The organism is Parasphingopyxis sp. (assembly GCF_052168295.1).
Classification (GTDB): domain Bacteria; phylum Pseudomonadota; class Alphaproteobacteria; order Sphingomonadales; family Sphingomonadaceae; genus Parasphingopyxis.
Genome location: NZ_JBQLZN010000058.1, coordinates 1 through 20986, shown reverse-complemented (window position 1 = coordinate 20986; position 20986 = coordinate 1). Strand labels below are relative to the sequence as shown.

The following is a 20986-nucleotide window of genomic DNA, read 5'->3' as shown; positions in this document are numbered from 1 at the left end:
CCTCTTCCGACTCGATCGCCGCTTCCAGTTCTTCGCGCGTCACCGTGCGTTCGGATATCTCCGCATTCTCGAAGAGATAGTCGACGACCTTGTCTTCGTAGAGCGGCGCGCGAAGCTGCGCGGCGGCCATCGGATCCTGCTGGACGTACTGGATAAAGCGTTCGCGATCTTCCGGGCTGTACTGCTGAGAAGCCTGCGCGATGAGCTGGCTCATCTCGCTCTGGTTGATCTCGACACCGTTCTGCTTGCCGATCTCGGACAGGAGGAGGCCGAGACGCACGCGGCGTTCGGCGATCGAACGATATTCGTCCTTTTCGTCTTCCATTTCCTTGCGCGCGGCTTCGGGATCCGGCTCGTTCGCCGCTTCCTGTTCGAGCTGCTGCCAGATCTGGTCGAATTCCGATTCGACCATGGTCGGTGGCACAGGAAAATCGTGATTGGCGGCGAGATTGTCGAGCAGCTTGCGCTTCATATGCGTGCGCGTGAGGCCGTTCAGCTCCTGCTCGACCTGGCCCTTCATCAGCTCGCGCAGCTTGTCGATACCCTCAAGGCCAAGCGACTGGGCGAATTCATCGTCGACTTTCGCTTCCTTGGGCTTGCGGACCTCGCCGACCGTAACGTCGAACACGGCATCCTTACCCTTAAGATAATCGACATTGTAATCCTCGGGGAAGGTGACCTTCACCTCTTTGGCGTCATTGGCTTTCACGCCGACAAGCTGGTCTTCGAAACCCGGAATGAGCTGCCCGGAGCCGATCGTTACCGACATGCCTTCGCCCTTGCCGCCTTCGAACGGCTCGCCATCGACCTTACCCTCGAAATCCATGACGATGAGATCGCCTTCCTTCGCCTTGTAGGTCTTGGCGGCAGTTTCATAGCTTTTCTGGTTTTCAGCGAGACTCTGAATCGCCGCGTCGACCGCCTTGTCGTTGGCTTCGACGGTCAGACGTTCGAGCGTGATATCGTCGACCTTGATTTCAGGAATCTCCGGCAGGACTTCGACCTTCATCGAAATCTCGATATCCTTGCCGCGCTCCCAGTCCGGATCGAGTTCGACCTCGGGCTGCATCGCGGGGCGGATTTCCTGCTCGGCTATCGCCTCCTGAATGCCGGTCTGGATCGCCTTGTTGACGACATCCTGCTCGATCGCCTCGCCGTGCATCTTGCGCACGAGGTTCGCCGGCACCTTGCCGGGGCGAAAGCCGGGCATCCGCACCTGGGGCGCGATTTCCTTGAGCTGCGCATCCACCTGTTTTTCGATGTCGGCGAACGGAATGGTCAGGGTGTAGGCGCGTTTCAGGCCTTCATTGAGCGTTTCAACGGTCTGCATGGTTCTAACAATCAAGCCTTGTCACAAAAAGAGGTCAAAAGAGGGAAATCCGTCTGGCGGTATGCTGCGGGACGGTGGCAAGCCTGGTGCGGGCGAAGGGACTCGAACCCCCACATCTTTCGATACTTGGACCTAAACCAAGCGCGTCTACCAGTTCCGCCACGCCCGCTAGAGGACCGCCGGTCGGCGGCGTCTATAGCAATAACGCGCCGAAGGGCAAGCGGTCTTCAGTACAGCATGGCGTGATTGCCGTCCAATAGCTTCGTGCGTCCGCCGAGCCGGTCGAAAAGCTGGCCGCGCTTCTGGCAATTGGCCGTGCGCCGCCTTAATAAGACCGGCATAGCTTCAAACGGGATCGCAATGAGCTTTTTGAAAACCCTTTTCTGGATCGTCCTGTCGACGGTGGTCGTGCTGTTCTCGATCAACAACTGGCTACCGGTCACGATCAGCCTGTGGGGGGGGCTCGAAGCCGATGTCAAAAAGCCGGTACTGGCACTCTTCTTCTTCCTTGCCGGGTTTCTGCCGACCTTTATCTATTATCGCACCAAGGCCTGGAGGCTGAGCAAGCGCGTCGACACATTGTCGCGCCAGCTGGCCGACGAGCGGGGCATGCGGACTTTCCGCGCGCCGCAACGGCCTGGCGCCGAGAAGCCTGACGCCGATGCCGAGGAATCGCCTGCCAGCCCCGCAGGCGAGTTGCAGCTCGACAACCCGCTCCCGAGCGAGAGCAAGACGTGAACTGCCCAATCTATATTGCTCTCGACACGCCCGATCTCGAAAAGGCGAAAGCGGTCGCGTCCAGCGTTCGCAATCATATCGGCGGGATCAAGCTTGGCCTGGAATTCTTCGCCGCGAACGGCCCTTCCGGGGTGAAGGATATGGCTGCGCTCGGCCTCCCCATCTTCCTCGATCTGAAGCTGCACGACATTCCGAATACCGTCGCCAAAGCCGTGCAGGCGCTGCGGCCACTCGAACCCGCGGTGCTGACCGTCCATGCCGGCGGCGGCCGCGCGATGATGGAAGACGCGAAAGCCGCAGCGCCGGTCGGCACCAAGGTGGTCGGCGTGACCGTGCTCACCAGTCTGGACGGCGAGGACCTGCACGATATGGGCGTGGAGGGCGATCCGCATGACCAGGTGCTGCGCCTGACCGAACTCGCCAAACTGTCTGGTCTGGACGGCGTCGTATGTTCCGGACGGGAAGTCGGCGCGGCGAAAGAAATCTGGCCGGACGGCTTTTTCGTCGTGCCGGGCGTTCGCCCCGCCAGCGGGACCCAAGCCGATCAGAAACGCACGGTGACACCCGCAGACGCGATGCACGCAGGCGCCTCCATCGTCGTCATCGGCCGGCCGATTACGCAGGCGCATGAGCCGGACATGGCGGCGCGGGCGATCGAAGCGACGCTCTGAACCATGGCCGATATTGATGTGAAGATTTGCGGCCTGACCACGGCCGAAGTGATCGAAGCGGCTGCCAATGCGGGTGCCAGCCATGCGGGATTCGTCTTCTACGAACCCAGCCCGCGCAATCTCCGCCCGCGCGAAGCCCCCGCTTTGGTGAAGAACGTGCCGAAATCGATGAAACGGGTCGGCGTCTTCGTCGAACCGGAGGACTCACTGCTCGAACGCGCGATCACCGCCGCCCGGCTCGACATCGTACAGCTTCATGGCAATGAACGGCCCGAGCGGCTCAAGACCATCAAAGCACGGCACGATGTCGAGATCTGGAAGGCGATACCGGTCAGCAAGGCGAGCGATCTGGCGCGCGCGCAGGAATATCGCGACCAAGCGGATCTGATCCTGTTCGATGCCCGCACGCCCAAGGCGTCGCGCCTGCCCGGCGGCATGGGCATCGCCTTCGACTGGAGCCTGCTCAACAAGTTCAACCATAAAAGCGAATGGGGCCTTTCCGGCGGCCTGACGCCCGAGAACGTGGCGGAGGCCATCGCGATCACCGCCGCGCCGCTGGTCGACGTGTCGTCCGGCGTGGAACGCGAAGCGGGCGTGAAAGACCCTGCCAGGATTGCCGCATTCATCGAAGCCGTGAGAGACGCATGACCGACCACTCCCCTGCCCCCAACAGCTATCGCACCCAGCCCGATGAGAGAGGGCATTTCGGCGATTATGGCGGCCGCTATGTCGCTGAAACGCTGATGCCGCTGATCCTCGATCTTGAGAAGGAGTATCGTGCGGCCAAGCAGGACCCGGCGTTCAAGGCGGAGTTCGACGATCTGCTTGAACATTATGTCGGCCGGCCATCGCCGCTTTATTATGCTGAGCGGCTGACCGAGCTGCTGCGGCAGAATGCCGACGAAGGCATGGGCGCGCAGATCTGGTTCAAGCGCGACGAGCTCAACCATACGGGCGCGCACAAGATCAACAATTGCATCGGCCAGATCCTGCTTGCGAAGCGGATGGGCAAGACGCGCATCATCGCGGAAACCGGGGCCGGCCAGCATGGCGTGGCGACGGCGACGGTGGCGGCGCGCTTCGGTCTGCCTTGTGTCGTCTATATGGGCGCGCGGGACATGGAGCGGCAGCAGCCCAATGTGTTTCGCATGAAGCTGCTCGGCGCGGAAGTGATCGGCGTCGAAAGCGGTGCGCGGACGCTGAAGGATGCGATGAACGAGGCGCTGCGCGACTGGGTCGCGAATGTCGACGACACATTCTACATCATTGGCACCGCGGCCGGCCCGCATCCCTATCCCGAACTCGTCCGCGATTTTCAGAGCGTGATCGGGACCGAGGCACGCGCGCAGCTGATGGAGCGTACGGGGAAGCTGCCCGACCTGCTCGTGGCCGCGATCGGCGGCGGCTCCAACGCGCTTGGGCTGTTCCACCCGTTTCTCGACGACAAGATCGTCGAAATGATGGGCGTGGAAGCCGCGGGCACCGGCCTCGACAAGAAGCATGCGGCCAGCCTGACCGGCGGATCGCCCGGCATCCTGCACGGCAACAAGACCTACCTACTGCAGGACGAAGACGGACAAATCGCCGAAGCGCATTCGATCAGCGCGGGCCTCGATTATCCGGGGATCGGCCCCGAGCATAGCTGGCTGAAGGAAAGCGGGCGTGTCATGTACACGAGCGTGACGGACGATGAGGCGCTCGATGCGTTTCAGCTGCTTTGCCGCGCGGAAGGCATCATTCCGGCGCTCGAACCGAGCCATGCGCTCGCCGTGACCATCGCCGAAGCGCCGAAACGCAAGCGCGATGCGATCATCCTGATGAATCTGTGCGGTCGGGGCGACAAGGACATATTCACCGTCGCCGATGCGCTGGGAGTCGAAATGTGAGCGAAGGGTTCGACGAGACCTTCGCGAAGCTGCGCGAAGATGATCGCGCTGCGCTCATCGCTTTCGTCACGGCCGGCGATCCCGCGGTTGATGCCACCGGTGCTGTCCTCGACGCTCTTGTCGAAGGCGGCGCGGATATCATCGAACTCGGCATGCCTTTCACCGATCCGATGGCCGATGGGCCGTCGATCCAGGAAGCCAATCTCCGCTCGCTTGAAGCGGGTATCACCACAGCCGATATCTTCGCGATCGCCAAGGAGTTCCGGTCCCGGCACGCGGACGTCCCGCTGGTCCTCATGGGCTATGCCAATCCGATGGTGCGGCGCGGGGCGCAATGGTTTGCGGATCGGTGCGCGGAAGCAGGCGTCGACGGCGTGATCTGCGTCGATATTCCCGCGGAAGAGGATGGCGCGCTCGGCCCTGCGCTGCGCGATGCCGGCATAGACGTCATTCGGCTTGCCACGCCGACTACCGACGAAGCGCGCCTTCGCGCTGTTCTCGAAGGAGCATCCGGCTTTCTATACTACGTGTCGGTCGCGGGCATCACCGGCAAGCAGCAGGCGGCGCAGGCCAGCATCGCCAATGCCGTCTCGGCGCTCAAGGCGAAAACCGACCTTCCTGTGGCAGTCGGTTTCGGGGTCCGCACGCCCGAACAGGCCGCCGATATCGCCCGCGTCGCCGACGGTGTCGTCGTCGGCTCGGCGATCGTCGAACTGGTCGGCGAGCATGGCGCGGGTGCGCCGGAACCGGTTCGCGACTATGTTGCGAGCCTGTCTGACGCTATACGGTCTGCGCGAAACGGTTAGGAAAGCGCCCATGAACTGGTTCAACAACGTCCGAAACCGCATTCCCTTCATCTCGAAGCGGACGACGGAAGACACGCTCTGGCACAAATGCCGGGACTGCCAGCAGATGATCTTCACCAAGGAATATGAGGAAAATCTGTCGGTCTGCCCCGAATGCGGTTTCCATGGCCGGATCGGGCCCTCGCAGCGCTTCCTCCAGCTGTTCGACGATCATAGCTGGGAGGAGCTTCCGGCGCCGCGCGTCAAGGAAGATCCGCTGAAATTTCGCGACCAGAAACGCTATGTCGACCGGCTGAAGGCGGCGCGCGCAGCGACCGGTGAAAGCGACGCCTTCGTCAATGCCAGAGGCACCATCAAGGGACAGAAAGCCGTGATCGGCGTCCAGGACTTCGCGTTCATGGGCGGATCGATGGGGCTTGCCGTCGGCGAAGCCTTTGTCCGCGGCGCACGCGCGGCGATTGAAGCGCAATGCCCCTATATCGTGTTCACGGCGTCGGGCGGCGCGCGCATGCAGGAAGGCGCGCTCTCGCTGATGCAGATGCCGAAGATGACGGTCGCGGTCGAGGAGCTGCGCGAAGCGGGGCTGCCCTATATCGTCGTGCTGACCGACCCGACTTCGGGCGGCGTGATGGCAAGCTATGCGATGCTCGGCGACGTCCAGATCGCCGAGCCCAAGGCGCTGCTCGCCTTTACGGGCCGCCGCGTGATCGAAAATACGATCCGCGAGAAGCTGCCCGACAATTTCCAGAGTGCGGAATATCTGCTCGATCATGGCGCGCTCGACATGATCGTCGCGCGCAAGGAGCTGCGCGATACGCTGGCCCAACTGATCGACTTTCTCCTGCCGGCCGAACAGGCGGCCTGACAGCAGCCAACGCGATGCCCGATCACGCCCGTTCGGACGATCCGGCCGTCCAAAAACAGCTCGACCGGCTCGCGAGGCTCTCGCCGGGCCGCGATACGCTGGGGCTCGAGCGGATAACGGCGTTGCTCGACCGGCTCGGTAATCCTGAGCGCGCCCTGCCGCCGGTTTTCCATGTCGCCGGCACCAACGGCAAAGGCTCCACCTGCGCCTTTCTGCGCGCGGCGATCGAGGCCGCCGGGCTATCGGCGCACGTCTATACGAGCCCGCATCTCGTCCGTTTCAACGAGCGAATCCGCGTAGCCGGTACGCTGATCGAAGACGACGCGCTCGCTGTCCTGCTGGAAGAGGTGCTGGATCAGGCCGAGGGCATCGACCCGAGTTTTTTCGAAGCGACGACCGCAGCGGCGTTTCTCGCCTTCTCGCGCACGCCGGCGGATGCGTCAATCATCGAAGTCGGGCTTGGCGGACGGCTCGATGCGACGAATGTCATCGAACGGCCGCTCGTCTGCGGCATCGCGCATCTCGGCATCGATCACGAGGCGTTTCTGGGGTCGGATATTGTCGGCATCGCGGGAGAGAAAGCGGGTATCGCCAAACGCGGCCGGCCGTTCGTGACGCAGGCCTATCCCTCGGCGCTCGAGCAGAAAATCGCGGCTGTTGCGAAGAGCAGCGGCGCGGAATGGATCGCGCGCGGCCGGGACTGGCGCGGCGCACCTTACCGCGGCGAGCTCCATTACCGTGACCATGAGAACCTGTTGCGCCTGCCCCTGCCCGCGCTCGCCGGACCACACCAAGCCGACAATGCGCTGCTCGCAATCGCGATGCTCAGCCATCAGAGCGCGATCGACGTGCCCGAAGCTGCACTGCGCGCCGCGATGGGCTGGGCAGACTGGCCCGCGCGTCTCCAGAAGCTGGAGCCCGGGCCGCTGACGGCTATGATGCCGCCAGAAACGGAGATCTGGCTCGACGGTGGGCACAACGTCCTCGCTGCGGAAGCTCTCGCTACGCATTTCAAGGACAGCGAAGGCCTTCACCTCGTCATGGGGATGCTCGCGAACAAGGACCCGAAAGGGTTTCTGTCGACACTTTCGCATGTGCACAGTGCGACCTTCGTGCCGATCGACGGTCACGCGCATCATGCGCCTGAATTGCTTTCCGAAATAGCGCGCGAGCTTGGAATACGGGCCGATACGGCTCCCGATATCAAGACCGCACTGGAGCAGCTAGCGACCGCCGAGGAGCAGAAGAGGCTTCCGATCGTGATAACCGGATCGCTCTATCTGGCGGGTGATGTATTGCGCCTAAACAACTCTGTTCCCGAATGAGCGGCCCGGCCGTATCGCGTTAGGCGCGCGCTTCTTCGGTATCGCCCTGCTCCGATCCTGCAGTGCCCAATGAACGGTCGACAAGGCCGGACCGCATCATCCACCAGAACAGGATAACGCCGGGAAACGCCGCCGCCGTCGTCAGCAAATAGAAGTTCACATAGCCCATCGCCTCGATCAGGGAACCCGCAGTCGTCCCGGTCAGGAAACGGCCGAGAATGCTGGCGGCAGCCGAAAGTAGCGCGAAATGCGTCGCCGTGAATTTCAGATTGCAGAGTGCCGAGAGGTAAGCGACGACCGCGACGCCGCCAATGCCGCTGGCGAAATTTTCAAAGCCGATGGCGAGCGCCATGCCGATATTGCTGTGCCCGATCGCGGCAAGTCCGGCAAAGCTGAAATTCGAAACGGCCATCAGCACGAGGCTGATCATCACCGATATTTTCATGCCGAGCCGCGCATAGAGCCAACCGCCGACAAAAATGCCCGCCAGCAGCGCCCAGAAGCCGACGCCGACGTCATAGATGGCAATCTCGTCATTGGTGTAGCCGAGCTCTTCGAACAGCAATCGGAAGGTCAGATTGGCCAGCGTGTCACCGATCTTGTGCAGCAGCACGAATATCAAAACTATGATCGCGCCCTCGCGGCTGAAAAATTCGACCAGCGGGCCGACGACCGTCGACTTGGTCGATCCGGCCGTGCGGGTCGGTGTAACGCACAGCCACGCGATAATCGCCGCGCCGAGCGCGAGCAGCGGATATAGGATCATCGCGGCGCCCCCGAGCCATTCCGCCACTTCCGGCCAACCGAAAGTGAGTATGGCGAGGAGCGCGGCCAGCGGCGGCAGCAGCAACCAGTTCACATGGCCGGACCAGCCGATATCGCGCGCGCGCCGGGCGGTCAGGTCGAACAACGGAAAGATATAACCGACAATAACCATAAGGCTCAGAATTTCGACGCCGAGCGTGCGATCGAGCAGCACGCCAAGCCCATACGCCAGCGGAAAACTCAGAATGAAGATCGCATAGGGCGTCCGGGTCATGAACTCCGGCCAACTGCGCTCGATCTTGCGCGTCGGCTCGCCCATTACGAAGCCGGTAATTACCGCAGGCAAGGCAAGCAGCGCGCAGGCCACATAGGCCGCGCCCCAGCCCATCCGCGCCGCAACCACGAGCGCTAGCGCACCGGCAACGGCCGCGCCGATGCGCCAGCCATATTGGCTCATGCCCGAACCGACGCCGAGCTGTTCAGGTTCCAGCAGTTCGATGCGATAGCCGTCGATGACGATATCGAAGGTCGCACCGAGAACGCCGACCAGGATCGCTGCCAGCGCCACGGCCTGGAGCGACGCTGTCGGATCGATATTGCCGAGCAACGCAACGGCGCCCATCACTGCCGCGCCGATGACGAGAAGCCAGGATCGCCGCTGGCCCATACGGCCGAGTATCGGAATGCGCACCTTGTCGATGATCGGCGCCCAGGCCCATTTCAGGTTGTAGGCGAGAAAGGTCAGCGCGAATGCGGTAACGGCGGACTTTTCGATATCGTCCTGTGCGAGGCGCGTCGTCAGCGTCGCACCGATCATCGCGAACGGGAAGCCGGACGACATGCCGAGGAACAGCGCGGCAAGCGGGGCCGGTTCCGTGTACGGCCGAACACCGGCGGGCAAAGCGTCCCGCCATGTCCCGGTTGCCGCCATGGCCTGCTCGTTATCCGCCATACATTACGTCCCGCCCTATTTCGGCGAGAAACTAGCGGCAAAAACCGCGATGGATAGCCCTGTTATCCACGGGCGGTCGCGGTTCGTCGATAAATCGTCTCAGCTACCCAGATAATCGGCGGCGAGAATAGCGCCTGCAGCGCTGTCGCGTACGACGATGGCGTGCCGGTCTCCCTGAGACAGAAGCGGATTATCGCTCGCAATGGTAACGGTCAGCGTATTTCGGCTTTCGGCCGGCAGATCCTCTTCCGCCACGACGATATTGGTGTAGCGCACCGTACGACCGCCATTCTCGCCGCGACCGATCGCTACTGTTTCGCTCTCGTCGAGCGCCAGCAGCCGTATGACGGTTCCGCCTGTACGCGCACCTGCGACTGTCACGGTATAGCCGACTACCGTGTTACCGGTGATATCGATGTCGACCGATTGTTCTGCGCGGCGTCGTTCGGCAATGGCGTCGGTCAACTCGCCGCGACGCGAGCCGACGAGCCCGATGCGCCCATCGACGACCGCCTGCGGCGTGTAGGCCCGCCCCCCACCTCGTTCGAGCCGGCCGGCATAGCTACGTTGCAAGTCGGTATTCTCTTCGCGCGCGAGCGTATCGCGCCAACCCAGTCCATCCCAATAGGTGACCGGGCGGGTCAGGATGACAAGATCTGGATCGTCGGCGAGTTCGCCGATCAGCTCGTCCGCGGGCGGGCACGATGAGCAGCCTTGGCTTGTGAACAATTCGATGATGACCGGTCCGCGATCCGTAGCCGCAGAGGCGAGTACGACCTCGTCAATTTCCTCAACCCGTTCCTCAAGCGTTTCCATCGGCGCGCACGCCGCAGCGACAAGCACCGCGACGCCGAGGGCGAAAGTGGTGCGGAAGTGTCGCATGGCAGCGCTCCATTTGTTGGTTCGCATGCCATCTGTTCGCAATCGGCGGAAAAACGGTTACATCGGGCCGCATGCCGGAGCCGAGGAAACAGCGCGAGGAACAGCGTATCGCAAAGCTGCTGGCGCGCGCGGGGGTCGCCTCGCGGCGCGAAGTCGAACGGATGATCGCAGCCGGGCGGATCGCGATCGACGGCAAGACGCTCGATACGCCCGCGACTTTGGTCAAATCGCTGCACGGCGTCACCGTGGACGGGGAACAGGTCGGCCAACCCATTCCGGCGAAGCTCTATGCATTTCACAAGCCCGCCGGCCTGCTTACGACCGAGCACGATCCGAAGGGACGGCCGACAATCTATGACAAGCTGCCCAAGGGTCTGCCGCGCCTGATGCCGATCGGTCGGCTCGATCTCAATACCGAAGGGCTGTTGCTGATGACCAATGACGGCGGGCTCAAGCGGCAGATGGAATTGCCGTCATCGGGCGTCGAGCGGATCTATCGCGCGCGTGCCTTTGGCGAGATTAACCAGGACCAGCTTGAAGGACTGATAGACGGCATCACGATAGACGGTGTGCATTACGGGTCCATCGACGCCAATCTCGAGCGGCGTACCGGGCGCAACCAGTGGATCGAGCTGAAGCTCGCCGAGGGAAAGAACCGCGAAGTGCGGCGGGTGCTCGAACATTTCGGGCTGAAAGTCAGCCGCCTCATCCGCACTGCCTATGGCCCTTTCTATCTCGCCGATATTCCGAAGGGCAGCGTAGAACAGATCCGTCAGCACGATCTGGTGAAATTCCGCCAGTCGTTGCAATGAAAACGCGGTCTCCGCGCATTATCGCCGGAAAATGGCGGGGCCGGCCGATCGATACGCCGCAAACGGTCATAACACGGCCGACCGCCGCGCGGACGCGCGAGGCGCTTTTCTCGATGCTGTCGAGCCGCTTGGGCAGTTTCGACGCGCTGACGGTCGCCGATATTTTCGCCGGATCGGGCGCGCTTGGCTTCGAGGCTCTTTCGCGCGGCGCGCATCGCTGCTTTTTCGTCGAGAACAATCCCGATGCCCTGCGCGCAATCGAGCGAAATGCCGATATCTGGGAGGTCGGTGCGGACATCACGATGCTGAACCGGTCGTTCGAGGCCGTGCCGGCGATCGCGGAAACCGTGGACGTCGCATTTCTCGACCCGCCCTATCTGAGCGGCGATGGTGTGCGGGCGCTTGCCAGGCTGGACAGGCTGCACTGGTTCGGCGCGCATGCTTGGGCCGCCTTGGAAACGGCCGCCGAAGAGGAGATCGCGGTGGACGGCTGGTCGGTCGATACGACCCGAACATATGGCAAGGCGAAACTTACGCTTTTGCGGCGGGACTGACGCTTTTCGCGTTCAGATGTGCCGCCAATCACAGACGGTTAATGTCGCTCCGGTAAAAGCTTCTCGTGTCGGCGGAATGGTTTGCCGCGAGGAGCAGGACGATGGGAAAGCGCGAAAATCTGACGCTGGACAACGAGCAGCTGGCCCGCGCGCTGGCCGCATCGGCTGGCATAGAATGGGCCAGCCTGCGCGACTATCCGGGCTATGGGAAGAATTACTGGCGCGAAAAGGCCCGCAACTTCTTCAAGCTCGATACCAAGATAGCCTGATCCTTTACTGTATAACGTAGAATATCCACTGGCTCGCGATCGTGTAGATCTGCGCAGCAATCATCAGCAGGTGCAGCCAGAGGCGACGGCTCCAGATGAGGATAGCCGAAAAGCCGATCATGATCAGCAAGGGAACGTTCGCCGCCAACCAGATATCCGTATCCCGATCGAACCTGACTACGAGCTGGCTGTTCTTGGCTATCACAAATACGAGATAGCCGATATAGGTTCCCCAGAAATGCGCGCGATTGTCCAAATAAAAGCTACGCAGGTCCAGGCGCTCTCCGGGGATATCGTCGGGAAGCACCGCCGCGGACATCAGGAACAGCGCCAACAGCGTTCCCACATCAAGCAGGAACCATCCGAACAGCACCTGGTCGACGTTCGAATAATCGTGATAGAGGCCCCACCAGAGGTTCAGAATGTAACAAAGCACGATCAGCGCCATGACCGGCGAAAGCCAGTCCCACTTCACCTTGCGGCCAGCGCGCAGCAGCCGATGAAAGCTCAGCGCTATGTCCGCCACGGCCAGGCCGACTAGGATCGCTGCAAAGATCGTAATATACTCGCCGGTCGTCATTTTCGCCCCAAACGTCCGTCACCTTGCCTCTGTTCAGGCCTTCATGCCTTGTGGCGGCTGACTATGAAAGAGCGGCTTGCCGCCGTCCGCTGCGTTCCCTAACTGTTCACGGGTGACCGACCCCGCCCTCCAGCAGCCCGAACCGCCCTATCTGCGTGCGCTCAACCCGCCGCAACGCGAGGCCGTGCTTACTACCGAAGGGCCGCTGCTCGTGCTGGCGGGCGCCGGGACCGGAAAGACGGCGTGCCTCACCGCCCGGCTCGCGCATCTGATCTGGACACGCAAGGCCTGGCCATCCGAAATCCTCGCCGTCACCTTCACCAACAAGGCTGCGCGCGAGATGAAGGAACGCGTCGCCCGGGCCCTCGACCAGGATGTCGAGGGCATGCCCTGGCTCGGTACCTTCCACGCGATCGGCGCGAAGATGTTGCGTCGCCATGCCGAGCTTGTCGGGCTCGAAAGCAATTACACGATCCTCGATACCGACGATCAGTTGCGGTTGCTGAAACAGCTGATCCAGGCAGCGGAGATCGACGAGAAGCGCTGGCCGGCCCGACTGCTCGGCGGGTTGATCGACCGCTGGAAGAATCGCGGTTGGGTCCCCGCCGATGTGACGGCCGACGAGAGCGAAGCCTATGCCAACGGGAAAGGCCAGCAGCTCTACCGAGCCTATCAGGATCGGCTGAAAACGCTCAACGCCTGCGATTTCGGCGATCTGCTGCTCCACATGCTCGTGATCCTCAAAGAGCATCGCGACGTGCTGGAAATGTATCAGCAGCGGTTCAAATATATTCTCGTCGACGAGTATCAGGACACCAACAGCTCCCAATATCTGTGGCTCCGCCTGCTCGCGCAGGAGCGCAAGAATATCTGCGTGGTGGGCGACGACGATCAGTCGATCTACAGCTGGCGCGGCGCGGAAGTCGCCAATATCCTGCGGTTCGAGCAGGATTTTCCCGGTGCGAAGATCGTCCGGCTCGAACAGAATTACCGCTCGACGCAGCATATCCTGTCCGCGGCCGGCGGCGTGATCGCCCATAATAGCGGGCGGCTCGGCAAGAAGCTGCATACCGAGGCGGGCGATGGCGAGACGGTGAAGGTCATCGGCGTCTGGGACGGGCCCGAAGAAGCGCGGCGCGTCGGCGAGGAGATCGAAGCGCACCAGTCAAAAGGTGGGAGCCTTGACGATATCGCGATCCTCGTCCGCGCCCAGTTCCAAACGCGTGAGTTTGAGGACCGCTTCATCCAGATCGGGATGCCGTACAGGATCGTCGGCGGTTTCCGCTTCTACGAGCGGCAGGAGATCCGCGACGCCCTCGCCTATCTGCGCGTGATCGTGCAGCCGGCGGACGATCTGGCGTTCGAGCGGATCGTCAATACGCCCAAGCGCGGGCTGGGCGACAAGGCGGTCGGCACGATCCACGGTTATGCCCGGCGGGAGAATATCCCGCTGAGCCTCGCCGCCGCACGGATCGTGGATACGGATGAACTGACGCCGCGCGCGCGCAAACCGCTCAGCGAACTGATGACCAGTTTCGCGCGATGGCGCGATATGGCCAACGACCTTCCGCATCCCGAGCTTGCCCGGCAGGTGCTCGATGAGTCCGGCTACACCGCTATGTGGCAGAATGACCGCTCGGCCGAAGCCGCCGGTCGCCTGGAAAACCTCACCGAACTGACCCGCGCGATGGAGGAGTTCGAAAATCTCGGGTCCTTCCTCGAACATGTCAGCCTCGTCATGGACAATGATGCGGACCGCGAATCCGAGAAGGTCACGATCATGACGATCCACGCCGCCAAGGGGCTGGAGTTCGACACGGTATTCCTTGCCGGGTGGGAGGAAGGCGTCTTCCCCTCACAACGCTCGCTCGACGAAGGCGGCACGAAGAGCCTCGAGGAGGAGCGCCGCCTCGCCTATGTCGCGATCACCCGCGCCCGGCGGCTGTGCAATATCGTTCATGCCGCCAATCGGCGGATTTACGGCCAGTGGACCAGCTCGATCCCGTCGCGCTTCATCGGGGAGCTGCCGGAAGAGCATATCGAAACCGAAACGAGCATGACGGGCGGGGAATCGCTTTGGCGCGCCAACTGGTCCGAACAGTCGGACCCCTTCTCGAACGTCACGCGCGCAGGCAAGCGCGGACCAGGCTGGCAACGGGCGGCCGCTGCCGGTGCGTTGCCCAAGGCCGCGAAGGTGATGGAAGCCAAGACGAGCGCGGCAAGCTTCGCAGCGAAGCCGCGCGCAGATGTCGCGATCGGCCAGCGCGTCTTCCACCAGAAGTTCGGCTATGGCGCGGTCGAGGCGATCGAGGGTAACAAGCTCGAGATCGAGTTCGAGAAGGCCGGGCGCAAGCGCGTCCTCGACAGTTTCGTCGACCTCGCCTGACGGCGATTGCGTCCCATAGCGGGACAGTAACCCAAATCGCTAACCTGCCCTCGCGGATTTGCCGCCAATTCATGGTAAACAACCGCTTATCCGGCTTGCTTACCAAGCCGTTAAGATGGTTCAAGTGCCGCAGAACAGGCGGGAGTTTGCCGAATGGCCGCGAACAAGGAATTGGGATTGGGTTTCAAGCTGGTCGCCGCGGCCGCACTAGTCGCCGGTACGTCGCAACTGCTGTCCGCGGAATCGGAACCGGTCGCCGTCGACACCGATGCCGTGGTTGCCAATGTCGCGCTACCGCCCGCAACCGAGGCGGCTGCAGCCGATATGCTGACGCCTGCATCGTTCACGGAACCGGCTGTTGAAGAGGAGCCGGGCTTCCGGATCACCCATCCGCTCACCGTGGACGGCGAAATGGCGTTTGGCGAATATGCGTGGAACGACGAAGGCGTGCCGGACGGCGAGTTGCGGATCATCGTCGATCTTCAGGCCGAGCGTCTATATGCCTATCGCGGCGGATACGAGATCGGCCGCGCGGTCATTCTTTACGGCCATGACGATACGCCAACACCCACCGGCAGCTTCACGATCACCGAAAAGAACCGGGATCATGTCTCGAACCTCTATTTCGTGCCGATGCCCTTCATGATGCGGCTGACCAATGACGGCATCGCGATCCATGGCAGCCTTGTCGAAGAAGGCTATGCGTCGCGCGGCTGCGTCGGCATTCCCGACGATTTCGCCGAGCTGCTGTTCAACGAAGCCGAAATCGGCACGCGCGTGCTGATCTCGCGCGGCTCGCCGATCGTCGACGGCAATCGCGTCGTCGGTATCTAGCGCGCGCTAAAGGCAACCCTCGACATATTGGATGGCCGGGCCGCCGGCATGGATGAGCTGAACCGTCCCGTCTTCGCCGACTTCGTAGCGAATGCCGCGCGCATTCTCATCCGACGTTCCGTTCTCGCCGACATCGCCGGTCGTCCAGTTCGTCAGATATTCGCCCGGCGGATCGACATAGGTATGCGGTGTCGCGCGTAGCGAATCGCCATATGCCGCGCGCACCTGCTCCGCGCTATCGCCAACCGTGATCCCCTCGGCCGTCCGTACCTCGGTATCGCCGCCCAGCGTTATCCGTACGAGACGGCCTTCTTCAATCATCACGTAGAGTCCCTCCGGCGTGTCAGCGGGCTGATACTGCTCACACAGTTCGGGCTCGGGTCCGCCCATCGCTTCCGGATCGGCCTTGCCGCCCACGGCAGCGGTCACTTCTTCGCGCGTCATGCCGATGCGCAACGGTCCCCAGCCTTCCGCGGTCAGCAGTCCATCGCCCGGCGCTTCGGACACTGAGTCCCCGCTTTCGACTTCATCGCCTTGGACCGGCGCCTCCGCTTCTTCTGCAGCCCCGCCGCAACCCGCCAGAACCACGGCCATGGCCGTCATCGCTATCAGTCGTCGCATACTTGCCTCCTCCACGCGCTTCGCCGACGCGACATCGGCCTTGCGCATTTATCAATCGCCGAGCGCGCTGTTAACAGCCAAGCTGCCCTTTCGTCCATGAAACCGCGCCTCGCTTGCCGATCCGGCGTGCCAAGGCCTAGAGGGCAGTGATGGCTGACGCCCCGCATCCGTTTCGCATCCACAATTTTCGCGCCTTCTGGACGTCCCGGCTCGCGATGACGCTCGGGCAATATGCGATGATGCTGATCATCGGCTGGCAAGCATACAACATCGCGCGTGACGGCGGCATGAGCGTCGGCGGCGCGGCCGGGCAGCTCGCGATTATCGGGCTGCTGCAGTTCGTGCCGCTATTCCTGCTTACACCTTTCGCGGGGCTCGCCGCCGACCGCTTCGACCGGAAAACGGTCGCGCGGGTCACGATTGCATTACAGGCGCTCTGCGCCGCGCTGCTCGGCTGGGCGACATGGTCGGGCGCGATCAACCTGCCGATCCTGTTCGGGATCGCCGTGGCGCTCGGCATCGCACGCGCCTTTGCCGGACCGGCACTGAGTGCGCTCGCGCCCAATCTCGTGCCGAAATCGGTACTTCCCAATGCCATCGCGCTAAGCTCCATCGCCTGGCAGACGGGCATGATCGTAGGGCCCGCGATCGGCGGGTATCTCTACGTCGTCGATCCCGCCTTGCCCTATCTCGCGGTGTTCGGCCTACTCAGCATCTCGCTCGTCGCGCTGACCACCATCGGCCATGTGCCGAAGCCCGAAATCACCGGCGCGAAGAGGCCGGTCGGGCAGGTGATCGACGGGCTGCGTTATGTCCGCCGCAACAAGATGGTGCTCGGCGCAATCACGCTCGACCTGTTCGCCGTGTTTCTCGCCGGCGCGACCGCGCTGTTTCCGGTCTATGCGCGCGACATATTGGAAGTCGGCGCGACAGGTCTCAGCCAGCTCGCCGCGGCGCCCGCCGTCGGCGCCGCCTTGACCGCGCTCTGGTTTTCCTTCCGGCCGCTCAAGTCCAATGTCGGCCCCAAGATGCTCTGGGCTGTCGGAGTTTTCGGCCTCGCCACCGTGGTCTTCGGTTTTTCGACATCCATGCCGCTGTCGCTCGCCGCGCTGTTCGTCGTGGGCTCGGCGGACATGTTCTCCGTCTATATCCGCCAGTCGCTGATCCAGCTTCACACCCCGGACGACAAGCGGGGCCGGGTATCATCCGTATCGCTCCTAACGATCTCGGCGTCCAATGAGTTTGGCGATGCCTTCAGCGGCGGGCTCGCCTGGATTATCGGCCCGGTCGCGGCCGTCGTTTCGGGCGGTATCGGAGCGATAGCGACGGTGCTATTGTGGATGGCATGGTTTCCCGCTTTACGTAATACCAAGACCTTCGATCCCCCGGACGATCTCGACGAGGAGCGCCCGGAGCAGACATTGCAGGAGAAGACGACATGAAAGCCGCCAATACGCTCGAAACGATCGGCAACACGCCGCATATCCGCATGCAGCGTCTGTTCGGTAATGCTGAAGTCTGGATCAAGTCGGAACGCGCCAATCCCGGAGGATCGATCAAGGACCGCATCGCGCTAGCCATGATCGAAGATGCCGAACAGTCCGGCGCACTAAAACCGGGCGGCAAGATTATCGAGCCGACCTCCGGCAATACCGGCATCGGACTCGCCATGGTGGCTGCGGTCAAAGGCTATGAACTCGTTCTGGTGATGCCCGAAAGCATGTCGATCGAACGGCGACGCTTGATGCTCTCCTATGGAGCAAAGTTCGATCTGACGCCGAAGGAAAAGGGCATGAAGGGCGCGATCGAGCGCGCGCAGGAGCTCGTGTCCGCCGACGATAGCGCCTGGATGCCGCAACAGTTCGACAACCCGGCAAACGTCGCCGTCCATGTCCGCACGACGGCGGAGGAGATCCTCGCCGATTTCGCGGACAGCCCGATCGACGTCATGATCACGGGTGTGGGAACCGGTGGCCATATCACGGGCTGCGCGGAAGTGCTCAAACAGCACTGGCCGGAAATGAAGGCCTATGCCGTGGAGCCCGTCGGTTCGCCGGTGATTTCCGGCGGCCAGCCCGGCCCGCACCCGATTCAGGGTATCGGAGCGGGCTTCATTCCCGATAATCTGCACACCGAAGCGATCGACGGCGCGATCCAGGTCGATCCCGAAGATGCCAAGGAGATGGCGCGACGCGCGGCCCGCGAGGAAGGCATGCTGATCGGCATCAGCTCCGGCGCGACCTTGCAGGCGATCAAGCAGAAATTGCCGGAGATCGGCGATGGCGCGCGCGTGTTGGGCTTCAACTACGACACCGGCGAGCGCTATCTCTCGGTGCCCGACTTCCTGCCTGAGGAATAGACGCCGACAGGCCAATGTGCGTTCTCGCTTTCGCCTGGGCCGCGCATCCGCGCTGGCAGCTCGTACTGATCGGCAATCGTGACGAGCTGCACGCGCGGCCCGCGGCGGCGCTCGCGCGTTGGCCCGATAGGCCGCATATCATCGCAGGTCGCGACCTCGAAGCGGGCGGTACATGGCTCGGTGTGTCGGAGACGGGACGGCTCGCCGTCGTCACCAACGTCGCCAATCCTGACGGACCCCAGCCCGGCAAGGCGTCGCGTGGCGCGCTGATCGCAGATGCGCTTGGCGGCGAAGGCGCTTATGCCGACGTGGCGGAAAGCGCGCTTGACGAGTTCAATCCGTTTAACGCCATCACCGTTGCCAATGGCCGCGCCGAGTTGCTTACCAATCGGCCCGCGCCGTTGCGTCATAGCCTTGAGGCAGGCCTTTACGGTCTCTCCAACAGCCCGTTCAACGAAAATTGGCCGAAGACCGATCGGATAAAGACAATGCTCGGCGAGTGGCTGGAATCTGACGGCGGCGACACTGGCACTCTGCTCGACGCTCTGCGCGCTGACTATATGCCGCAAGTCGAACCGCACCGCGCGCGGGAAAGCCCGATTTTCATCCGCAACCCTGTCTACGGCACCCGTTGCAGCACTATCGTCACGGTCGACGGATCCGGGAACGGCCTTATCGTCGAGCGGCGCTATGACGAAGCGGGCAAGGCAACCGGCGAAACCAGCGTCGATTTCCGCTGGGACCATATGCGCTAGGAACCGAAAACGAGCGCTATCGGCGTTGATTGCGATCCATCGCAGGCGGCAACAGATTCTCCGGCGGATCGTCCACATCATCGTCGCGCGCGGGCGGCGGGAGATCGGTATCCTCGAAGCCCGGGTCGCCGGGCGCGGGCTCGTCGAAACCCGGTTCGAACTCATCCTTCTCGCCGGCGAAGATATCGTCCTCGAACATATCGTCTTCCGGCTTTTCGTCGGGATCGGTACGCCGCGTCACGAGATCGGCGGCCGCGAGCCGGTCGATCAGATCGTCGGCACCGCTCATCCGGTAAATCCTGCCGCGGCCGTCCGGGGCGGGTTGGGCGATATATTCAAGGCTCGCGTTAAGGCGGCGACTATAGTTGAATGCTGGCTCCGTACCGCGCGGCAGTTCGAGGATCAGCCGGCCTTCGCAGCGGGCCTGTTCGAGGCCCTCGTCGAAATCGAGCAGACGCGGATTCTCCATGCGCGCGACGGTTCCGCTCTCGAGCCGGCTGAGCAGCGCGCCATCGTCGCTGCTCGCCGTCCGGGCGCGCGCAAAGATACGCTGGCGGATCGATTCGGTCGTGCTTTGCGATGTGCAGAGGATCTCGCCCGGCGTCATATCGGCAAGATCGATATCGTCGTCGGATGTCTCGGCGCGCGTATCTTCGATCTCGCCGAGACCGAGTTCCATCGTTGCGTAATAGCCAAGCCCCGCCGCCGCGAAGACTCCCAATATTCCAAGCACCCATTTCAGGCCTGTTGACACGAATGCACGCTCCCCTCTAATCGGCTTCCCTTAGAGCCAAGCCATGAAGAAGGTCCAGCCCGGCCGCGTTTCCGCGGGCCGGGCCAGACGTCCTTCATGCACAATTGGTCGTGTTTCGCTCCGTCAGGCGGCGACGAACATTTCCGGTTCGAGCGCCATCAGGCTGTCCGAACCGCCTTCGATCTTGGCGCGCAGGCCGGCGGCATCGGGCATGATCTTCTCGGCGAAGAAGCGCGCGGTGACGAGCTTTGCCTCGTGAAACGCCTTGTCTTCCGCACCGGCTTCGATGGCGGCCGCGCTGGCCTTGGCCATCCGCAGCCACATCAGGCCGAGCGTCACGATGCCCATAAGCTCCATATAGTTATAGGCCGCGGCACCCGCATTGTTGAGATTGGCGAAGGCGTTCTGCATGAGCCACATCGTCGCGCCGCGCAGCTCGCCATTGGCCTTTTCGAGGCCGGTGGCGACAGCGTTGACGGCTTCGTCCTCCTGCAGCTCGGCGACTTCCTCGCCGACCATCGCCAGGAATGCCTGGATGGCCCGTCCGCCATTCTGGGCGAGCTTGCGGCCGACCAGGTCCATCGCCTGGATGCCGTTGGTGCCTTCGTAGATCTGCGCGATCCGCGCGTCGCGGACATATTGCTCCATGCCCCATTCGCGGATGTAGCCATGACCGCCATAGACCTGCTGGGACTGGGTCGCGATCTTGTAACCGAGATCGGTGACATAGCCCTTGATGACCGGCGTCAGCAGCGAAATCATGTCGTCCGCTTCCTGCCGCTCTTCTTCGGTCTGCGCCTTGTGCGCGAGATCGACCTGGAGGCCGCCCCAGATGCACAGCG

The 20986-nt window shown here is 62.7% G+C and carries 22 protein-coding genes and 1 tRNA gene; 15 read left to right on the top strand and 8 right to left on the bottom strand.

Annotated features, from left to right (window positions below; all coding sequences use genetic code 11):
* The coding region (gene tig / locus ACTS1Z_RS09870) for a trigger factor (protein ID WP_442624287.1) at positions 1 to 1330 on the bottom strand (1330 nt) is incomplete at its 3' end.
* Positions 1331 to 1414: 84 nt separating this feature from the next.
* Positions 1415 to 1499, bottom strand: a tRNA-Leu gene (locus ACTS1Z_RS09865).
* Between the two features lie 191 nt (positions 1500 to 1690).
* On the opposite strand from ACTS1Z_RS09865, the gene ACTS1Z_RS09860 reads away from it, so the two are divergent.
* Genes ACTS1Z_RS09860 through ACTS1Z_RS09830 form a run of 7 tightly spaced genes read left to right on the top strand, consistent with a single transcriptional unit; the run spans position 1691 to position 7621 of the window.
* Positions 1691 to 2068 (top strand): hypothetical protein, encoded by a 378-nt coding sequence (locus tag ACTS1Z_RS09860; RefSeq protein WP_442624286.1) that lies wholly within the window; start codon positions 1691 to 1693, stop codon positions 2066 to 2068.
* Positions 2065 to 2739 (top strand): orotidine-5'-phosphate decarboxylase, encoded by a 675-nt coding sequence (gene pyrF, locus ACTS1Z_RS09855; protein WP_442624285.1) that lies wholly within the window; start codon positions 2065 to 2067, stop codon positions 2737 to 2739. Before ACTS1Z_RS09860 ends, pyrF begins: the two co-directional genes overlap by 4 nt.
* 3 nt (positions 2740 to 2742) lie before the next feature.
* Positions 2743 to 3387, top strand: a complete 645-nt coding sequence (locus tag ACTS1Z_RS09850) for a phosphoribosylanthranilate isomerase (RefSeq protein ID WP_442624284.1) — start codon at positions 2743 to 2745, stop codon at positions 3385 to 3387.
* The gene (gene trpB / locus ACTS1Z_RS09845; RefSeq protein WP_442624283.1) at positions 3384 to 4625 is read left to right on the top strand and encodes a tryptophan synthase subunit beta; all 1242 of its coding nucleotides are present in this window, start codon (positions 3384 to 3386) and stop codon (positions 4623 to 4625) included. Before ACTS1Z_RS09850 ends, trpB begins: the two co-directional genes overlap by 4 nt.
* Positions 4622 to 5431 (top strand): tryptophan synthase subunit alpha, encoded by an 810-nt coding sequence (gene trpA, locus ACTS1Z_RS09840; RefSeq protein WP_442624282.1) that lies wholly within the window; start codon positions 4622 to 4624, stop codon positions 5429 to 5431. Before trpB ends, trpA begins: the two co-directional genes overlap by 4 nt.
* A 10-nt stretch (positions 5432 to 5441) precedes the next feature.
* Positions 5442 to 6296 carry an acetyl-CoA carboxylase, carboxyltransferase subunit beta gene (gene accD, locus ACTS1Z_RS09835; protein WP_442624281.1) on the top strand — a complete coding sequence of 285 codons (855 nt, stop codon included), beginning with the start codon at positions 5442 to 5444 and terminating at the stop codon, positions 6294 to 6296.
* Positions 6297 to 6310: 14 nt separating this feature from the next.
* Positions 6311 to 7621, top strand: coding sequence for a bifunctional folylpolyglutamate synthase/dihydrofolate synthase (locus tag ACTS1Z_RS09830; RefSeq protein WP_442624280.1), 1311 nt, complete (start codon positions 6311 to 6313; stop codon positions 7619 to 7621).
* 19 nt (positions 7622 to 7640) lie between these two features.
* Here the strand turns inward: ACTS1Z_RS09830 and ACTS1Z_RS09825 are convergent, their stop codons facing one another.
* Positions 7641 to 9338 (bottom strand): AmpG family muropeptide MFS transporter, encoded by a 1698-nt coding sequence (locus tag ACTS1Z_RS09825; RefSeq protein WP_442624279.1) that lies wholly within the window; start codon positions 9336 to 9338, stop codon positions 7641 to 7643.
* A gap of 99 nt (positions 9339 to 9437) precedes the next feature.
* Positions 9438 to 10220, bottom strand: coding sequence for a DUF1223 domain-containing protein (locus tag ACTS1Z_RS09820; RefSeq protein ID WP_442624278.1), 783 nt, complete (start codon positions 10218 to 10220; stop codon positions 9438 to 9440).
* 71 nt (positions 10221 to 10291) lie between these two features.
* Here ACTS1Z_RS09820 and ACTS1Z_RS09815 point away from each other — a divergent pair, with 71 nt between their 5' ends.
* The 3 genes from ACTS1Z_RS09815 (at position 10292) to ACTS1Z_RS09805 (ending at position 11855) form a co-directional block, all read left to right on the top strand.
* On the top strand, positions 10292 to 11032 hold the full coding sequence (locus tag ACTS1Z_RS09815; RefSeq protein WP_442624277.1) for a pseudouridine synthase: 741 nt from the start codon (positions 10292 to 10294) through the stop codon (positions 11030 to 11032).
* A complete protein-coding gene (gene rsmD / locus ACTS1Z_RS09810) occupies positions 11029 to 11586 on the top strand; it encodes a 16S rRNA (guanine(966)-N(2))-methyltransferase RsmD (RefSeq protein WP_442624276.1) in 558 nt (185 codons plus the stop codon). The genes ACTS1Z_RS09815 and rsmD overlap by 4 nt, the downstream gene beginning before the upstream one ends.
* 101 nt (positions 11587 to 11687) lie before the next feature.
* On the top strand, positions 11688 to 11855 hold the full coding sequence (locus ACTS1Z_RS09805) for a hypothetical protein (protein ID WP_442624275.1): 168 nt from the start codon (positions 11688 to 11690) through the stop codon (positions 11853 to 11855).
* 4 nt (positions 11856 to 11859) lie between these two features.
* Here ACTS1Z_RS09805 and ACTS1Z_RS09800 read toward each other — a convergent pair whose 3' ends face one another.
* Positions 11860 to 12435, bottom strand: a complete 576-nt coding sequence (locus ACTS1Z_RS09800) for a hypothetical protein (protein ID WP_442624274.1) — start codon at positions 12433 to 12435, stop codon at positions 11860 to 11862.
* Positions 12436 to 12547: 112 nt separating this feature from the next.
* Between ACTS1Z_RS09800 and ACTS1Z_RS09795 the strand changes: the two genes are divergently transcribed.
* Both ACTS1Z_RS09795 and ACTS1Z_RS09790 read left to right on the top strand, forming a co-directional pair.
* Positions 12548 to 14821, top strand: coding sequence for an ATP-dependent helicase (locus ACTS1Z_RS09795; RefSeq protein WP_442624273.1), 2274 nt, complete (start codon positions 12548 to 12550; stop codon positions 14819 to 14821).
* Positions 14822 to 14974: 153 nt separating this feature from the next.
* Complete coding sequence (locus ACTS1Z_RS09790; protein ID WP_442624272.1) at positions 14975 to 15655, top strand: L,D-transpeptidase family protein; 681 nt, start codon at positions 14975 to 14977, stop codon at positions 15653 to 15655.
* Between the two features lie 6 nt (positions 15656 to 15661).
* On the opposite strand, the gene ACTS1Z_RS09785 is transcribed toward ACTS1Z_RS09790, so the two are convergent.
* Positions 15662 to 16276: a hypothetical protein gene (locus tag ACTS1Z_RS09785; protein WP_442624271.1), complete on the bottom strand. Its 615-nt coding sequence runs from the start codon at positions 16274 to 16276 to the stop codon at positions 15662 to 15664.
* Between the two features lie 149 nt (positions 16277 to 16425).
* Between ACTS1Z_RS09785 and ACTS1Z_RS09780 the strand changes: the two genes are divergently transcribed.
* From ACTS1Z_RS09780 to ACTS1Z_RS09770, 3 genes are read left to right on the top strand one after another with little or no spacing between them, the layout of a single operon-like run.
* Positions 16426 to 17718, top strand: a complete 1293-nt coding sequence (locus ACTS1Z_RS09780; protein ID WP_442624270.1) for an MFS transporter — start codon at positions 16426 to 16428, stop codon at positions 17716 to 17718.
* Complete coding sequence (cysK, locus tag ACTS1Z_RS09775) at positions 17715 to 18635, top strand: cysteine synthase A (protein WP_442624269.1); 921 nt, start codon at positions 17715 to 17717, stop codon at positions 18633 to 18635. The genes ACTS1Z_RS09780 and cysK overlap by 4 nt, the downstream gene beginning before the upstream one ends.
* Before the next feature lie 14 nt (positions 18636 to 18649).
* On the top strand, positions 18650 to 19390 hold the full coding sequence (locus ACTS1Z_RS09770; protein WP_442624268.1) for an NRDE family protein: 741 nt from the start codon (positions 18650 to 18652) through the stop codon (positions 19388 to 19390).
* Between the two features lie 16 nt (positions 19391 to 19406).
* Here the strand turns inward: ACTS1Z_RS09770 and ACTS1Z_RS09765 are convergent, their stop codons facing one another.
* Both ACTS1Z_RS09765 and ACTS1Z_RS09760 read right to left on the bottom strand, forming a co-directional pair.
* Positions 19407 to 20144, bottom strand: coding sequence for a hypothetical protein (locus ACTS1Z_RS09765; RefSeq protein WP_442624267.1), 738 nt, complete (start codon positions 20142 to 20144; stop codon positions 19407 to 19409).
* Between the two features lie 123 nt (positions 20145 to 20267).
* Positions 20268 to 20986 (bottom strand): acyl-CoA dehydrogenase C-terminal domain-containing protein (locus ACTS1Z_RS09760; protein ID WP_442624266.1); only part of this gene is annotated, 719 nt, incomplete at its 5' end.

Bases quoted from the DNA above. Each gene is read 5' to 3' on its own strand.
- ACTS1Z_RS09860 (WP_442624286.1), top strand. From the start codon at position 1,691: ATGAGCTTTTTGAAAACCCTTTTCTGGATCGTCCTGTCGACGGTGGTC.
- ACTS1Z_RS09850 (WP_442624284.1), top strand. From the start codon at position 2,743: ATGGCCGATATTGATGTGAAGATTTGCGGCCTGACCACGGCCGAAGTG.
- trpB (WP_442624283.1), top strand. From the start codon at position 3,384: ATGACCGACCACTCCCCTGCCCCCAACAGCTATCGCACCCAGCCCGAT.
- accD (WP_442624281.1), top strand. From the start codon at position 5,442: ATGAACTGGTTCAACAACGTCCGAAACCGCATTCCCTTCATCTCGAAG.
- ACTS1Z_RS09830 (WP_442624280.1), top strand. From the start codon at position 6,311: ATGCCCGATCACGCCCGTTCGGACGATCCGGCCGTCCAAAAACAGCTC.
- ACTS1Z_RS09825 (WP_442624279.1), bottom strand. From the start codon at position 9,338: ATGGCGGATAACGAGCAGGCCATGGCGGCAACCGGGACATGGCGGGAC.
- ACTS1Z_RS09820 (WP_442624278.1), bottom strand. From the start codon at position 10,220: ATGCGACACTTCCGCACCACTTTCGCCCTCGGCGTCGCGGTGCTTGTC.
- ACTS1Z_RS09815 (WP_442624277.1), top strand. From the start codon at position 10,292: ATGCCGGAGCCGAGGAAACAGCGCGAGGAACAGCGTATCGCAAAGCTG.
- rsmD (WP_442624276.1), top strand. From the start codon at position 11,029: ATGAAAACGCGGTCTCCGCGCATTATCGCCGGAAAATGGCGGGGCCGG.
- ACTS1Z_RS09805 (WP_442624275.1), top strand. From the start codon at position 11,688: ATGGGAAAGCGCGAAAATCTGACGCTGGACAACGAGCAGCTGGCCCGC.
- ACTS1Z_RS09800 (WP_442624274.1), bottom strand. From the start codon at position 12,435: ATGACGACCGGCGAGTATATTACGATCTTTGCAGCGATCCTAGTCGGC.
- ACTS1Z_RS09790 (WP_442624272.1), top strand. From the start codon at position 14,975: ATGGCCGCGAACAAGGAATTGGGATTGGGTTTCAAGCTGGTCGCCGCG.
- ACTS1Z_RS09785 (WP_442624271.1), bottom strand. From the start codon at position 16,276: ATGCGACGACTGATAGCGATGACGGCCATGGCCGTGGTTCTGGCGGGT.
- ACTS1Z_RS09780 (WP_442624270.1), top strand. From the start codon at position 16,426: ATGGCTGACGCCCCGCATCCGTTTCGCATCCACAATTTTCGCGCCTTC.
- cysK (WP_442624269.1), top strand. From the start codon at position 17,715: ATGAAAGCCGCCAATACGCTCGAAACGATCGGCAACACGCCGCATATC.
- ACTS1Z_RS09770 (WP_442624268.1), top strand. From the start codon at position 18,650: ATGTGCGTTCTCGCTTTCGCCTGGGCCGCGCATCCGCGCTGGCAGCTC.